Raw genomic sequence first — 15172 nt, 5'->3', positions numbered from 1 at the left:
TGCCCCAGAGTTGGCGCTATTTTTTTGGTTGCCGACCGAAACGTTTCGGTGCGTGGTGGAGTGCGCATTGATTCTTGAATCGGAGAACTGCACACATGCGAAATCGTCCACAGGCGAGCCTGCAACAGCGTTCGGAAACGGTGCCCATCGGCACCCGTTCCGCCCTGTTTCGGCCCCTTGCCGCCACCCTTGCGCTGAGCGTTGGCCTGGCCAGCGCAATCGCGCTGACCCCGGTGAGCGCCAGCGCGGCCCCCGCCGCGACCGACCTTACCGCGCTGGTCAACCCGTTTGTCTCCACCGCGGATGACAACGGTAACGACCTCCCCGGTGCCCAGGCCCCCAACGGCCTCGCCAAGGTCAACCCGCTCTCCAGTGCCGGGCGCAACCACACCGGCTATAACTACAACTCCACCCAGATTTCGGGATTCACCCACACCAACCTCGACGGCGTGGGTGGCTCGGGTGGTGGAGGGGACATCTTGGTGGTTCCCACGGCGGTGCAGTACACCCAGCGCCCCAACACCTCGACCTACGCCCACGACTTCAGCCACAAGGATGAGGACGCAAGTCCGGGATACTACCGGGCAAACCTTGCCCTCTCGGGCGGTCCGCAGAACGCGATCGTGAAGACCGGCAAGAACGTTAACGCCGAGGTGACCACGGCCACTCGCACCGCCGTACACAGCTATGCGTTCCCCGCCGATCAGACCCCGAGCCTGGTGTTCGATCTGAAAAACAACTTCACCTCTCGGGACTCATCCTCGGTGACCGCCGGTACGCTCGAGGACGGACGCGTGTCGTTGGCCGGGCAGGTATCCGGAAACTTCAACGGTGCCAAGTATCAGCTGTTCTACTACGCCGAGACCGAGCAGCCGGCCGGCGTAAAAACCTGGGCGGATGGCACACCGCTGGATGAAACAGCGACCCGCTCGGGCCAGGATACCGGTGCCGTGTTGTCCTTCGCCGCGGGCACCCAAAACGTGGGGCTGCGGGTGACGCTGTCTCCGATCAGCAGCGACCAGGCAAAGATTGATCAGGCTGCCGAGGTCGGTGGCAAGAGCTTTGAGCAGGTCAAGGCCGCGACCAAGGCCGAGTGGAACGGGCGTCTGGGAGCGGTAAATATCACCGCTTCGGCCCAGGCCGATCCCACCGGCGAGCTGCAGAAGCTGTTCTATACGCATCTCTACCGGATGAACGCGATGCCGATCAACGCCACCAGCACATCGGGCACCTACCGTGGTGTGGACGGGGTCGTGCACACCGCGGCTGGTTTCACCTACTATGACGGCTGGGCATCCTGGGATGACTTCCGCAAGTACTCGGTGTTCGCCTATGTAAACCCGGCGGGATATCGCGACATGATTCAGTCGTTGATTTACCTGTTTGCCGATCAGGCACGTGCGGGTAAAAACAAGTTGGGAGACCTCACCCAGAGCGTACCGAGTGTGCGCTGGGAACGCTCCCCGGTCATCATCGCCGACGCCCTGTCCAAGGGATACACCGGGTTTACCCGCCTGGATGAGGCGTATCCAATGATCGCTAACCTGGTGGGATACTACTCCGGCCAGGAGCAGCGACAGGGCTTTGTGAATGACCGCCCGGCGGTTAGCGTCGAGCGTGGCTATGACCAGTGGGCGTTGGCGATCATCGCCGACCAGCTGGGCAAAACCGCGGATGCTGCGAGCCTGCGTGCGCAGTCAAACATGGCCTTCACCAGCAACATTAAGCCCGACGCCTGGACCGCTAAGGACGGCACCAAGGTGGGTCTGCTCTCCCCGCGCAACGGCAAGGGTGAGTGGACCGGTGTGGACTATGAAAAGTTTGAGGCCGCCAACGTCTACCAGGGCACCCTGTGGCAGTACCACTGGTATCCGGCCTATGACATGAATGCACTGATCGCCTCGATGGGTGGGGACGACGCCGCGCGCCTCGCGGTCAACCACTTCTTCGGCGAGGACGACCCCAACAACGGCCGGGCGATGCTGCACTCCAACGCCAACGAGGTGGATCTGCAGGCACCCTACCTGTTCAACTATGTGGGCGAGCCCGCCAAAACCCAAAAGTGGGTGCGCGACACCTACACCAAGGAAACCTGGAACCGCTACATTGCCACCGGGCAGACCGACGGCAACCGGCCCCCGAGCGGTGGGGGAGAGTTCACCCCGCCGATCAAGACTCGGGTGTACAAGCTCGCCCCGGACGGCTTCCTGCCCACCATGGACAACGACGCGGGCACCATGTCCACGATGTTTGTGGCCGCGGCGCTGGGCCTGTTCCCGGTGACTGCCGGATCCTCGCAGTACCAGATCGGTACCCCGTTCTTCGACCAGGCGCAGATCAACTATCCCGGTGGTCGTACCTTCACGATCGGCGCGAAGAACGTCTCCTCGGATAACTTCTATGTGCAGCAGGCGGCGCTCAACGGCGGTGCCTACGGCAACACCTGGCTCGACTATGCCGACATCATCGGCGGGGGAAACCTGTCCTTCACGATGGGTTCGGCGGCCTCGAGCTGGGGTAAGAACTCGGCACCGGCGTACTCGGCCAGCCAGAAGACGCCCGGCGCAAGCCCCACCAAGACCTATCCGGTTACCGCCTCGAAGGACACCCTCGCGGCAAACGACAAGGGCGTGCTGAACGCGACAACCACCCTGACCCTCGGAGACGGTGCGCGTCTGTCGGCACCGGCCGGAACCGATCTGACCGCCGCCGGGAGCGCCACCGTTTCGGGTGTCCCCGCGGGGATTACCGCCCGGGTTACCGTGACCGACGCCACCACGCTGACCCTCAGCATCGGCGGCACCCTCACCGAGAATGCTCGCGTCTCGGTTCATCTGAGTGATTCGGTGCTCGCCGACGGTGTGGCAGCCCATCAGCTGGTGGGCCAGGGCGTCACCACCCAGTCGTCGATCACGCTGAGTGTCACCTCGGTTTCCCGTCTCGCGCTGCAGCACCTGGTGGACCAGGCGTTGCTGGTGCGTCCGGGGAACTATGCCGCCAACACCTACCGCGACTTCACCGTGGCGCTCGCCGCGGCTCAGAAGGCGCTGGCAAACGCCGACACCTCCGGTGCCGCGCTGCGCTCGACCACCGAGGCTCTGCGCCAGGCGGCCGATCACCTCAGCATCGGTCAGGGAGGCTTCCGCACGCTCGAAGCCGAGGCCTCCGATGAGTGGTCCGGTGGGGAGCTGAAGAATGAGGCATTCCAGTCCGGGGGAAACCTCGGTGGTGTGCGTAACGGTTCGTGGGTGCGCTACCTGGGCATGGACTTTGCCGGAGGTGTCCCCGAAACCCTCCAGGTGCGCTATGCAAACTCCGCCGCCGTGGGCAACGAACGCTCCTCGGTACGGGTGCACGCCGGAGACATCAACGGTCCGGTGATCGCCCAGGGAACCCTCCCCGGCACCGGCAGCTTCGGCAACTACTCCACGGTCACGCTGAACCTCACCGATACCGACTCGCTGATTCAGGCACGCTCGATCACGTTCGAGTTTTCCACCAGCGGGCAGGACTGGGTGGGCAACTTTGACCGCTTCCAGCTGTTCCCGCACAGCGATGAGCCGGTAGGACCGCGTCCGCTCGTGGTTGAAGCCGAATCCTGGGTCAAGAACTCCGGTAACGGACTCAAGAGCGAATCCAGCACCTGGAACGATGGGCCGGTGACCAACCTCGGTGGCACCTATAACGGCGCCTGGCTGGACTACGGTACCCGTGACTTCGGGAACATCGGTACCGATACCGTGAGTGTGCACTACGTCAACAACTCCGGTCGTGTGGGCAAAAACGCTCGGGTGGACTTCTACCTGGACGTGGCCGACCCCACCAAGCCCGGCACCCCGGTAGCTACCGTGGCACTACCCGCAACCGGAGATAACTGGACTGTGGCGGGCAACGTCAGCGCAAAGCTCACCACCCCGGTCACCGGATCCCACACCCTGCTCGCCGTACTTCGAGCCGATACCACCGACGCGTTGCCCTACGTGGGTAACTTTGACGCGTTCACCTTCACCGCCCCGACCACCAACACGGTGGCCATCGAGGCGGAGAAGTGGGTGGCCGCACGTCCCGGCCAGATCAAGTCCGAGAACAGCACCTGGAACAGCGGTCCGGTCACCAATGTGGGGGGAACCACCGATGGGGACTGGATCGACTACGGCAACGTTGTGTTTGGTACCCTGCCCATCACCCGGGTGTCGGTGCACTATACGGCCAACGCAAACCGCGTAGGCAAAAACTCCCGCATCGAGTTCTACCTGGATGCGGCCGATCCTGCCAAACCGGGAACCCCGGTTGCCACGGTTCCGCTGCCGCCCACCTCAACAAGCAACTGGACCACGGATGTGGACGCCGGCATCTGGCTGCCCGCCGCGATCACCGGAACCCACCGGTTGAGTGCGGTGCTTCGCTCGGAGACCGATGGCAGCCATCCCTTCGTGGCAAACATCGACCGCTACACCTTCACCACCGGGGACAAGCCGGTTGAGAAGGAGCTGGACCTGGGCGCGCTGACCGCCGCGGTTACCGCGGCCGAGACCGTGGTCCCGACCCTGGACCGCTACCCGAGTATCGATGCGGCCACGTTCCGCCGCGAGCTCGTCGGGGCCCAGCTGGCACTGAAAAACACGGCCCTCACTCAGGGTGACATTAACGCACGGGTGCGAACGCTGAGCCTGGCGCAGGCACAGCTGACCCCGGCAATCCGAATCCAGTTGGAAAACGCCCTCGCCCAGGCGAAGGCCGTGACCGAGGGTCGCTTCCGCGCGGATACCTGGGCCGCATTCCAGGAGCAGATCGCCTCGGCCGCGTCTGCGCTGTCGGCGCCGCAGGCATCCGATACGGCGCTCGCCGCCGCACTGGATGCCCTGCAGAACTCTCGTGCTGGTCTGATCGAGCGGGCGAAGACCGCGCCGGGTGTGCCGACCGAGGTGACCGCGAGCCAGGATGCGACCAGCGTGAGCGTCACCTGGGCCGCACCGGCGGATGATGGCGGAACCGCGATCACCGGATACCGGGTGGACTTTGGCGAGGGACGCGTGCTGTCCATCACCGATCCCACCGAGCGTGCGGGGACCGCGACCTGGCTGAAGCCCGGGGAAACCTACCGGGCCACGGTCAGCGCGCTCAATGCGGCCGGTGAGTCGGCGGCTTCGGAACCGACCCTCGGCGTGACCGTGCAGACCGGAGGTCCCGGAGCGGTACACACGGCACCGGCACTGGCCCCGGCAGCGGAGGCTCCGACCGCCCGCGCCGCGGTATCGGCACCTTTCCCGGGTGATATCACCTCGCGTGGCTTCGCCTCGGATTCCTGGCCCAAGACCGACGGCAACTATGCCGCCGACATGCTCAGCGGGTTCTCGAAGCTTGGTCCCGAAATTCTGGGAACCGAAGCCAAGGTGACCGACCGGGAGAAGGTGATCGCGTTCAACGATAAAAAGGAGATCGAGATCAACAACGCCGCGAGCCAGGCCCAGGTGGATCGGGCCCAGGTGGACGCCGATAACTCACCGGTGAAAACCGGAACGGATGCGCTGGGCTCGACCCTTGGTCCGATCTTCTCCGCCGCGATGGATGCGGGTGAACTGCCCAAGACCAAGTGGATCTTGGACCGGGTGGGGCAGAAGATCGACGGTGCCGATGCGGTCAAGCCCGTGTGGCAGTACGCGCGGCCGTTCCTGCGGCTGGGCCTGGCCAGCGAGGGCGGTCTGATCAAGGACTCCCGTAACGGTGGCTACGGCGGCCTGGCCGGGAGCGGGTCCTATCCGAGTGGTCACACCTATGCCGGTTACATCGCCGGGACCACCCTGGCAACGCTGATCCCCGAGCTCTCACCGGCCATTCTGGCGCGGGCATCGGAGTACGGCAACAACCGACTGGTGCTGGGATTCCACTATCCGTTGGATGTAATGGGTGGTCGGATGATCGCCCAGGCCGTGGTCGCTCACCGCTGGGCGGACCCCGAGTTCGCCCCGCTGCTGGAGCAGGCGCAGCAGGAACTCGAGGATGTGCTGGGGAGCAAGTGTGCGGGTGCTTCGCTCACCGCATGCTCGGGCACTCCGTACGAGAACCGCGATGTGGCCGGCTACACCGGCGTCTACACCGAGCGCCTGGGGTATGACTTCCCCAAGGTGACCGCGGGTGGCGCGCCGCTGATTGCTCCGTCCGATGCGGCGGCTCTGCTGAAGACGACCTTCCCCGAGCTGAATGACGCCCAGCGTACCTCGGTGCTCGCACAGACCGCGGCCGACTCCGGCGGACCGTTGGACCTGACCGCCGAGGGCACCGAGAGCTGGGAACGGATCAACCTGGCTCGGGCGATGACCGCGCAGGTCGCGCTTGCTCCCGACGGCAGCGTGACGGTGACCAACTACGCCGATGAGACCGCGCAGAGCGTGGCCGCGGCCCGGGGGATCACCGTGGCCGGGGTTACCATCGACGGATTCACCCCCGAGGTGCGCTCCTACGTGGTGGACTGGCCGGCGAATCACGCGCTGCCCACCGCGGCCGTTCTGCCGGCCGCGGACGGCACCGTGGGGACCACCGGCCTGGCCGGAATCCTGCCCGGAGTCCAGGCCGCGGGTGTTCGTGCCGCGGGCAGCGACACCGTGCGCACCTTCACGGTGGCCTCGGGTAACGGGGATGTTGTGCGCACGTACACGGTGGCGTTCAACATCACCGCGGACAACCACCTGCCGGCCGGGGTAGACCCCGGCGAGGAGACCGATCCTGGTAATGGTGGGACGGAGCCTGGTAACGGTGGGACCGATCCCGGTAATGGTGGGACGGACCCTGGTAACGGTGGGACGGACCCCGGTAACGGGGGAACGACCCCCGGCAACGGTGGCTCTCCGTCCTCCTCCCCGGGAGCTGCCGGCCCCGGCACCGGTGGCGGTCTGGCTCACACCGGTGGCGGAGACATCACGTTCCCGCTCCTGGGAGGCGCAGCCCTGCTCCTCCTCGGCCTGGTGATCGCCCTGCGCCGGCGTCCGCGAAACGAGGACGGTATGTAACACCCGGTAGCGGGTGACCACCGGTTGACCCCACAGCACATCGCCCCGTCGGAACGAGAATTCCGACGGGGCGATGGCCGTTTCCGATGTGCTCACCGCAGAGGCATCGGGGGATCCTCAGGGCTCGGTACCGGAGTGGCAAGCGTGCGTCGCAGCGCCGCGGGCCGACGCGCGTCGCGTTCTTCGGCATACCAGCTTGCCAGGAGGGCAAGCCGTTCGGCACTGGGAGAGTCGGGATCGGCGAAATACACAAAAATCGTCTGGTCATCATCACCGGGAAGCGCGAGACCCTGCCAGCTCAGTTCCAGATCGCCGGCAATAGGATGCCGAAATCGCTTGGTCCCGTGGGTGTGCGCGAGAACCTTCTGGTCGGCCCACCAACCTGAAAACTCGGCACTTCGCACCGTCAGCTCGCCCACCAGATCGGAGATGCCACGGTCCTCGGGGAACCTGCCTGCCTCCACACGTAGCACCGCAACCATTTCGGAGGCCACGGTTTCCCAATCGCGCATGACCGCTCGTGCCTGTGGATCGAGTAGCATCCAACGCGTGTAATTGCGCTGTGCGGCGGGGATCGAATCAAAATCAAAGAGCAATGCACGGCCCAGGGCATTGGTGGCGAGCACATCGGTGCGGCGACCCAAAACCAGTGCCGGTTGATCGGCCCAGGAATCGATCAGACGCTGAGTTTCCCAGCGCACCCGTTGGACCTCGCGCACCTGCCCCGGCGCGCGCAGTGATTCGGGTCGGGCCAGGTGAAACAGGTGGCGGCGCGCGGTGGAGTCCAGATTGAGCGCGCGCGCCACCGCATTGAGGACAGACTCCGATGGGCCGGACTTTCGGCCCTGTTCAAGCCGCGTGTAATAGTCGGTGCTGACCCCCGCCAACCGCGCAACTTCCTCGCGACGCAGTCCCGGAACACGCCGCGGAACCGCATCTGGGATCAGCCCAACATCCTCGGGCCGCAGGCGCGAGCGCTGAGCACGAAGAAAGGTCGAGAGTTCCTGGGACGCAGTCATCCCTCCATTGTCCTCGGGCCCCCACGGAAATACCAGGGCCCTGACTGGGCCTGCCAGACCCCGGCAGCGCAGACCCCGGCGGCGCAGACCCCGGTAGCCCCGCCCCCGCCTGGGCGTCCCAGGAGGGTCGCGAACGCGGTTGGCTAGAGACGGGCCGCAAACGGCCCCTCAACACAAGGAGAATGACAGTGAGCACTTGGTTTATTACCGGCGCATCCCGTGGCCTCGGAGCCGAAATCACCCGCGCCGCCCTGGCTCGCGGACACCGCGTTGTTGCGGCCGCCCGCGATGAGGAGCAGGTACGAGCAGCGTTCCCTGATGCCGGGGATTCCCTGCTGCCGGTTCGCCTCGACGTGACCAACCCCGCCCAGGTACAGACCGCGGTGAAGACCGCGCTGGCGCACTTCGGTGGCATCGACGTACTGATCAACAATGCCGGTCGCGGATTGCTTGGTGCCGTGGAGGAGGGTACCGACGCCGAGGCGCGCGCCGTCTACGAGGTGAACGTCTTCGGTCTGCTGTCGGTCACTCGCGCGATCCTTCCCGTGATGCGGGCCGCCGGATCCGGCACCGTGGTCAACCTGTCCTCGATCGGGGGATTTGTGAGTTCCTCCGGCTGGGGCCTGTACGCCTCGACCAAGTTCGCGGTTGAGGGCTTCACCGAGGCCATGCGGATGGAACTGGCACCGTTGGGGATCACCGCGGGCGTGGTGGAGCCCGGATACTTCCGCACCGACTTCCTGGACGGCAGCAGCCTGCACGAGTCGGTCGCAATCGCCGACTACTCTCAGACTCCGGCGGGAGAGATGCGTGGCATCGCGGTTCAGGCCAACCACAACCAGCCCGGCGACCCGGTTAAGGGTGCGGCCGTCATCATGGATGCGGTGGAGAGCGGGGCCTTCCCCGAGCGGCTGTTCCTCGGCAGCGACACCGTTGCCGGCGTGGGTGCCAAGCTCGACGCGGTTCGGGCGGAGCTGACCCGCCAGCACGACGCGGCGGTCTCGACCGACCACGCCGCCTAGGCACACCACAGACAGACAGACAGACAGACAGACAGACAGGCGGGCCGCCGCGATGATCCAGTATCATCGCGGCGGCCCGCTATCCTCGGTACCTGTTTAGACCGCGAGCGTCTCGCCATCGGCGAGGGTCGAGATCGGGGTTCCGGTCAGGTTCTCATCGCCGAGCATTCGTCCGCTCATCTGGCGGCCCGGTTCGCTGAGCAGCAGGTCGTGGATCTGCACGCTCTGGCGCGGTGCCACCGCCCGGACGTAGTCGATGGCTTCGCCGAGCTTGCCCCACGGGCCGCTGGTGGGCACCAGCAGGGTGTCGACGGGCACTCCAGGTTCGAGGTAGGCATCGCCCGGATGGAAAACCTTACCGTCCACCAGATATCCCACGTTGGCAACCAGCGGAATAGTCTGGTGAATGAGGGCGTGGTCCTCACCAAAAACCTCGAAACCAAAGCCGGCGACGGTGTCGCTGAACCCGGCGGAGACGGTGTGGATGTTTGCTCGGTCGGCCGGCAGCTGCGCGGTCACCGAGGCGGGAGCGTAGATCGGCAGGTCGGGGCGGGTTTCCAGGGCCGCCAGAATCTTGTCTCGGTCAAAATGATCACCGTGCTCGTGCGTGATCAGCACCGCGTCTGCTCCGGCCAGAAGCTCGTCGGTGTTGGTCGTGAACGTGCCCGGGTCAATCAGCAGCTCGTGTCCGTCCTTGGTCAGGGTCACGGTTGCGTGGGCGTATTTGGTGAGTTCCATCGGGATCCCTCTCATTCACTTGTCGACGACACGATAGCGGAGGAATCTGAACCTTAGCCGCAGGTGTTATCCACATGCGTGTGTCGGCTCGTGAACGCACAGCGGCCGGGCCCCGAAGGGCCCGGCCGATGAGAGAAATAGCGTTAGTTTGTCAGCAGCGCCTGCAGGCGGGCGAGGGTGTCCGGCCATCCGGTCACCTCGACCGTGCGGGCACCCATCGCGGCGACCGCGTGGTCATTGCCGCCGGGCTGCAGCTGGTCCCCGTAGAACAGCATGTCCGAGAGCTCCAGACCGGTGGCCTCAAGCAGACGGTTCACCCCGTAGGCCTTGTCGCGACCTCGGCGGGTGATATCCACCGAGGTCGATCCACCGGCACGTACCTCGAGGTCCGGGATCAACTCGGCCACGCGGGCACGCAGGGCTTCCTTCTTTTCACCGGTCGGATCCCAGCCATACTTGGCTTCGACCGGGGCCTCCTGGCCCAGGGCCGAGAAGGTAATCTGCGATTCGCGATCCTCGAGCACGTTGCCCCAGGTCTCCTCGGACCACAGGCCCAGTTCACGGGCAGAGTCCTCAACCGCACGCAGTGCGCGGGCCTTCTCGTTATCGCTCAGCGACTCGACGTAGCGACGCTCCCAGACACCGTCCACAAAGCGGAAGTACTGGGTGCCGCAGGTGGGCATCAGGTGCAGGTTTTCCAGGTGGGTTGCCCCGGCGGATTCCAACGCCTCGATGACCTGCGAGCGGAACTGGCCGATCTGACCACCGGAGATCACCGCGAGCTGGGTGCGCGGCAGCAGCTGCGCAAACACCTGGGCCATCTCATCGGGCAGGCGCGTCTTGGACGGCGCCAGGGTGTCATCAAGGTCAAAGGCCAGCAGCACGGGGAGCTCGGTGGGGAGCTCGGCGTGTGCGGAATCGGTCACTGCACTCACCTGAGAAACGGTAGCACGAGTCTCCGCACTCATGTTCGTGCTCATGCCTGTGCGCGCCGCAGTTCTGCGACACCGATCATCGAATCGGCCATTCCGTAGAACACAAAGGTGCGCTCACCGATCTTCTCGATTGCCGTGGGGAAGACCACGTTGGCTACCGTGCCCGAGGTTTCCTCGGCGGTTTCGGGCACCAGCAGCGGTTCTGCGGTTCGGGAGAGAAGGCGCGAGGGGTCCTTGTCATCCAGCAGCAGTGCTCCCGCGACGTAGCGCACGTTGTCCTGCGGGACGAATGCACCCCCCACCACGGTGCCCGTCACCCCGTGGTGCAGTACCAGCCAGCCCTCGGGGACGCGCAGCGGGGCTGGGCCTGCACCGATCTTCAGGGCTTCCCAGTCAAACTCCGAGCCCGCAACAAACCGGTGCCCGCCGGGACGGGTGAGGGCACGGATATCCCGCTCGACGTCGGCCAGCGGGATGTAGGAGATCCAGACGCTTGCTCGATCATCGGTGGTTCCCGCGGGCAGCGGCGGTGCTTCATCGGGACGAACGAAGCTGAAGTCCCACATCGGACGGTGCAGCATTGCGATGCTCGGAACCCCGTGCGGGTCGGGAACCACCTCGGGGAAAAACACCACGTCCTTATTGGGGAACAGGTTGAGATCGGTATCCAGGGAGTCCTCATAGGCGAAGAGGACCGGGCCCAGACGGGTCCAGCGCTCGCCGTCTGCGGACACGGCGAGGGCCGGGCGCGGGCCGGTCGGGCCAAACGCCACGTAGGTCATCACGTGGGTGTTGATCTGCGGGATGTGGGTGATCCGAGGATCCTCCACTCCGCCGTGGTTGCTACCGTGCTCCCAGCCACGGTCGGCCTCCAACACGGGGGTCAGTCGTTCCACATCGACCGGGGCACCACCCTCATCGAGGACGATACGGGCACGGCCCACGCGGGAGACGTTCCCCGCGGAGACCAGGCGGGGGAACAGGTACAGCTCCCCATCGGTACCCCAGGCGGTTGCGGGATTCAGGACGCCTTCGACCTCCAGGGGATTCCCGGGTTCGGGACGCATCAGGACGCCGATACGGTCTAGGACGTAGGGGATTTCGGGCGCGTTGGAGCGTGAAATAGTCATGCGAGATCTTTCTGAGAGTGCGCCCGCGGGCGCTGGAACTGTGGCTAACCCTTGACGGCGCCGAGGACGCCGCTCACCAGGTAACGCTGAATGAAGATGTAACCGACGATGAGGGGGGCAGCCACGATGAAGGTGGCCGCCGCGAGTAATGGCCACTGGTTGGAGTAGGTGCCCTTGAACGCGTAGAGGCCCACGGTGACCGGGAACTTACTGGGATCGGCGAGCAGTACGGTCGCGAGGATGATCTCGTTCCAGATCCACACGGCCTGCAGGATGAAAATTGTCGCCAACGCAGGCTTGGCCAAGGGGAATACAAAACTGAACAGGTAGCGCCAGTAGCCGACCCCGTCCAGGGCCGCGGCCTCATCCAACTCGGTGGGGATTGACTTCACAAATCCGCTAAACAGCAGTGGGCCGATACCGACCCCCACACCCACCATCAGCACGTATCCGAGACGGTTGTCATAGAGCCCGAGGCGATACAGCAGCTGGAACTGGGTGATCAGGGCATTGGGGAGGAACAGCACCAGCACAAAGAGAATCGACCACCACTTGCCCCCGCGAATGTAGCCGCGGGACACGGGAAATGCCATCACCAGTGCGATGAAGGTGCCAATGGCGGCACCCACGCCGGTGTAGAGCACACTGTTGAGGATGTAGGAGCCGAAGTTACCCTGGTTCCAGGCATCGAGGAAGTTGCCCCATTGAGGGTCACGGACGATGCCGACCGGATCGGCGATGAATTCGGCGTTGGATTTCAGTGCTGTGTTCAGCAGGTAGGCCAGCGGGAACAGGAATACCAGTAGGATCAGCGCGATACAGAGATAGGCGCCGATGCGGAGCTTTTTGCGCCGTCGCGGGGGCGGAGTAAGGGTGGCCGCTGCATCGCGGCGGGTCAGGCTGGGGGCGCTCACAGTTTGGCCTCTCGTCGGCGCAGGAACCACAGTGCGATCAGGCTCACCGCACCCACCAGGACAAACTGCACCATCGAGATGGATGCGGCGTACCCTTGGGACTGCGAGAGGGTGGTTCCAGATTTGCCACCGAAGCCCTGCACGTAGACGAGCAGTGAGAGGACCTGGGTGGAATGGTTGTTGGGTCCGGTCAGGACATAGGTGAGTTGATAGCTCTGGAGGGCGTTGACGATTCCGAGCAGCACATTGGCGGTGATCGAGGGGGCCAGCATCGGGATGGTGAGGAACCGGAAGCGCTGCCATCCGGTTGCCCCGTCGATGCTCGCGGCCTCGTGGAGTTCTTCGGGGATGGCCTGCAGTCCCGAGAGGAAGATCACCACGGAGACGCCGAGGACCATCCAGATCTGGGCCACGATGACCAGGGCCAGGGCGATCTTAGGATCGCCGAAGAATGCCGATTCGCCGCCGAACCAGGACAGTACCGAGGTGGCCGGTCCGCCGCTGACGTTGAACAGCAGCGAAAACACCAGACCGGTTACGGTGACACCCAGCACCGTGGGCATGAACACCACGGCCCGGTAGAAGTTGCGTCCACGGAGCGGTTTATTCAACAGGATTGCGATGCCCAGGGCGAGGGCGATCTGGAAGATGGTGCTGAAGAACGCAAACACGATGGTGTTTGTCAGTGCGTTGGCGCTGTCACTCCACTTGGCGGGGGAGAAGAAGTCGAGATAGTTCTGAATGCCCACCCAGTTGACGGGCAGGTAGGGGAGCCCGCGCAGGTCGGTGAAGGACACCACGAGTACTCCCACGGCGGGGACGAGCCCGAATAGTGCAAGCACCACGAGCCCGATGCCGAAGGTGAGCCGAACCGGGCCACGGCGGGGAAATGGGAAGGATTGAGACACGGATACGTCCTTGGATCTGGGTGGGAGGCCCCGAACGGGGCGGGGCCTCCCCCGAGCGATCTGGCTCAGCGACTAGCGGTCGTGAGCCTGAAAACCAGCGGTTAGAAGGCGGCCTTCCAGGCTGCCTGTGCCGACTGCGCCGCCTTGGTGGCGTCGCTGGATCCCAGCGGGGTGAGTGCCGGGTAGTTGAACGGGTACACGGCGTCCTGACCGGCCTTGTTGTTGGCCACCCACAGGGTGTCCCAGGCGGGCTGGAAGGTGGTGGTGTACTTCGCGATCGAGTCGAGGAACGGGGTCGCGGTGATGTCGGGCTGAGTGGGGGAGAACCCCGACTTTTCCACGAAGGTGGTGTAGTTGTTCTTCTCCGAGAAGTACTCTAACCAGGCCAGGGCCGCGGTCTTGTTCTTGGTGTTGGCGGCGACCGCGAGCTGAAGCTCAATCTTGCCGTTCAGGGCCGCATTATCGGCGGCGTTGTCCGCACCGGGGAAGAGGAAGTAGCCAATGTCAAAGGCGCCACCCACGGCCTGCGAAATGGTCGGCTCGTTCCAGGTTCCATCGATGGTCATCGCGAACTTCCCGGCGGCAAAAGCGGCGGGAATCTCGTCGTAGCCGGTGCCGGCGAAGTTGGGCTGGGCGTTCTGGAACACGGTTTCGGTCTTGTTGAGTACACCCTGCGGGCCCGCATCGGTGAGGGAGGTGGTGTTTTTCCACAGGCCCTCGACCAGCTTCTGCTTGGCCTCGACGGTGGGATACTGGCCGGCCACGGCACCCAGCATCGCGAGCCCTGCGGGCCAGGTGTCCTTGCCACCAATGCCGAAGGGAACGTCCCCGGCACCCTTGATGGTGGAGATGACGTTTTCGAATTCGCTCCAGGTCGTGGGGACCGTGAGTCCCAGCTTGTCGAACTCGGCCTTGTTGTAGTACACGCCAGTGGAATAGCTGAGGCCCGTGGGGACCGCGAACTGCTTGCCGTCTACCTGCTGCGCGTCGAGGACGCTGGGGGTGTAATTCGACATGAACTTTTCGTTACCGAGTTCCAGTAGGCCGCCCGCGCGTGCCAGCAGGACGTCATCCGAGGTGGATTCCTTGGCGAAATCGGGGACCTCGTTGAAGCTCTTGACCACCACGATGTCCACGTTTCCGGCGGTGAGTCGGGACGACTTGGTGGCCGGATAGTTGTCGTTGGAGACCGAGGAGAAGGTGAGTTTGACGTCGGGGTACTTCTTTTCAAACCCCGCATTGATCGCCTTGAACGCGGCGTCCGAGGCATCGGCGCTGGAGACGAGGATCTGCAGTTCACCGGCGGGTTTTCCGTCGGATGAGGTGGGGGATGCGCCGCCCGAGCATGCCGCCAGTAGGGCGGCGGTAGCGAGGACGGAGACACCCATCAGGGTGCGGCGGATGGGTGTGGAGGCCCGCAACTTCCTTGTTGCCATGATGTGATACTCCTTGTGATTGCGCCCCTCAGGGCAAGGAACCTAACCGAAACGTTTCGGTAA

9 protein-coding genes are annotated in these 15172 nt (G+C 64.6%); 2 read left to right on the top strand and 7 right to left on the bottom strand.

The features are described 5' to 3' along the window. The first annotated feature begins 95 nt into the window (after positions 1 to 95). On the top strand, positions 96 to 7007 hold the full coding sequence (locus tag M2390_RS13185; RefSeq protein WP_259179421.1) for a glycoside hydrolase domain-containing protein: 6912 nt from the start codon (positions 96 to 98) through the stop codon (positions 7005 to 7007). A gap of 92 nt (positions 7008 to 7099) precedes the next feature. On the opposite strand, the gene M2390_RS13180 is transcribed toward M2390_RS13185, so the two are convergent. After that, on the bottom strand, positions 7100 to 8026 hold the full coding sequence (locus M2390_RS13180; protein WP_259179419.1) for a helix-turn-helix domain-containing protein: 927 nt from the start codon (positions 8024 to 8026) through the stop codon (positions 7100 to 7102). A 188-nt stretch (positions 8027 to 8214) separates the two neighbouring features. Between M2390_RS13180 and M2390_RS13175 the strand changes: the two genes are divergently transcribed. Beyond that, entirely contained in the window at positions 8215 to 9048 is an 834-nt protein-coding gene (locus tag M2390_RS13175) for an SDR family NAD(P)-dependent oxidoreductase (RefSeq protein ID WP_259179418.1), read from the top strand. Positions 9049 to 9144: 96 nt separating this feature from the next. Here M2390_RS13175 and M2390_RS13170 read toward each other — a convergent pair whose 3' ends face one another. The 6 genes from M2390_RS13170 to M2390_RS13145 all read right to left on the bottom strand — a co-directional run bounded on the left by M2390_RS13170 (position 9145) and on the right by M2390_RS13145 (position 15109). Beyond that, entirely contained in the window at positions 9145 to 9786 is a 642-nt protein-coding gene (locus tag M2390_RS13170; RefSeq protein WP_259179417.1) for an MBL fold metallo-hydrolase, read from the bottom strand. 143 nt (positions 9787 to 9929) lie between these two features. Then, entirely contained in the window at positions 9930 to 10712 is a 783-nt protein-coding gene (locus tag M2390_RS13165; RefSeq protein WP_259179416.1) for an HAD-IIB family hydrolase, read from the bottom strand. A 50-nt stretch (positions 10713 to 10762) separates the two neighbouring features. Further along, entirely contained in the window at positions 10763 to 11851 is a 1089-nt protein-coding gene (locus M2390_RS13160; RefSeq protein WP_259179415.1) for a glycosidase, read from the bottom strand. Positions 11852 to 11895: 44 nt separating this feature from the next. Continuing rightward, positions 11896 to 12765 (bottom strand): carbohydrate ABC transporter permease, encoded by an 870-nt coding sequence (locus tag M2390_RS13155; RefSeq protein ID WP_259179414.1) that lies wholly within the window; start codon positions 12763 to 12765, stop codon positions 11896 to 11898. After that, a complete protein-coding gene (locus M2390_RS13150) occupies positions 12762 to 13673 on the bottom strand; it encodes a carbohydrate ABC transporter permease (protein WP_259179413.1) in 912 nt (303 codons plus the stop codon). The genes M2390_RS13155 and M2390_RS13150 overlap by 4 nt, the downstream gene beginning before the upstream one ends. A gap of 101 nt (positions 13674 to 13774) precedes the next feature. Continuing rightward, on the bottom strand, positions 13775 to 15109 hold the full coding sequence (locus tag M2390_RS13145) for an ABC transporter substrate-binding protein (RefSeq protein ID WP_259179411.1): 1335 nt from the start codon (positions 15107 to 15109) through the stop codon (positions 13775 to 13777). Positions 15110 to 15172: the final 63 nt, after the last annotated feature.

Source organism: Mycetocola sp. BIGb0189 (assembly GCF_024810155.1).
Classification (GTDB): domain Bacteria; phylum Actinomycetota; class Actinomycetes; order Actinomycetales; family Microbacteriaceae; genus Mycetocola; species Mycetocola lacteus.
The sequence above is the reverse complement of the archived record's forward strand: the minus strand, read 5'-3'. Positions and strand labels throughout refer to the sequence as shown.

Excerpts from the sequence above, each read along its gene's own strand:
- M2390_RS13170 (WP_259179417.1), bottom strand. The coding sequence starts at position 9,786 with ATGGAACTCACCAAATACGCCCACGCAACCGTGACCCTGACCAAGGAC.
- M2390_RS13145 (WP_259179411.1), bottom strand. The coding sequence starts at position 15,109 with ATGGCAACAAGGAAGTTGCGGGCCTCCACACCCATCCGCCGCACCCTG.
- M2390_RS13160 (WP_259179415.1), bottom strand. The coding sequence starts at position 11,851 with ATGACTATTTCACGCTCCAACGCGCCCGAAATCCCCTACGTCCTAGAC.
- M2390_RS13180 (WP_259179419.1), bottom strand. The coding sequence starts at position 8,026 with ATGACTGCGTCCCAGGAACTCTCGACCTTTCTTCGTGCTCAGCGCTCG.
- M2390_RS13185 (WP_259179421.1), top strand. The coding sequence starts at position 96 with ATGCGAAATCGTCCACAGGCGAGCCTGCAACAGCGTTCGGAAACGGTG.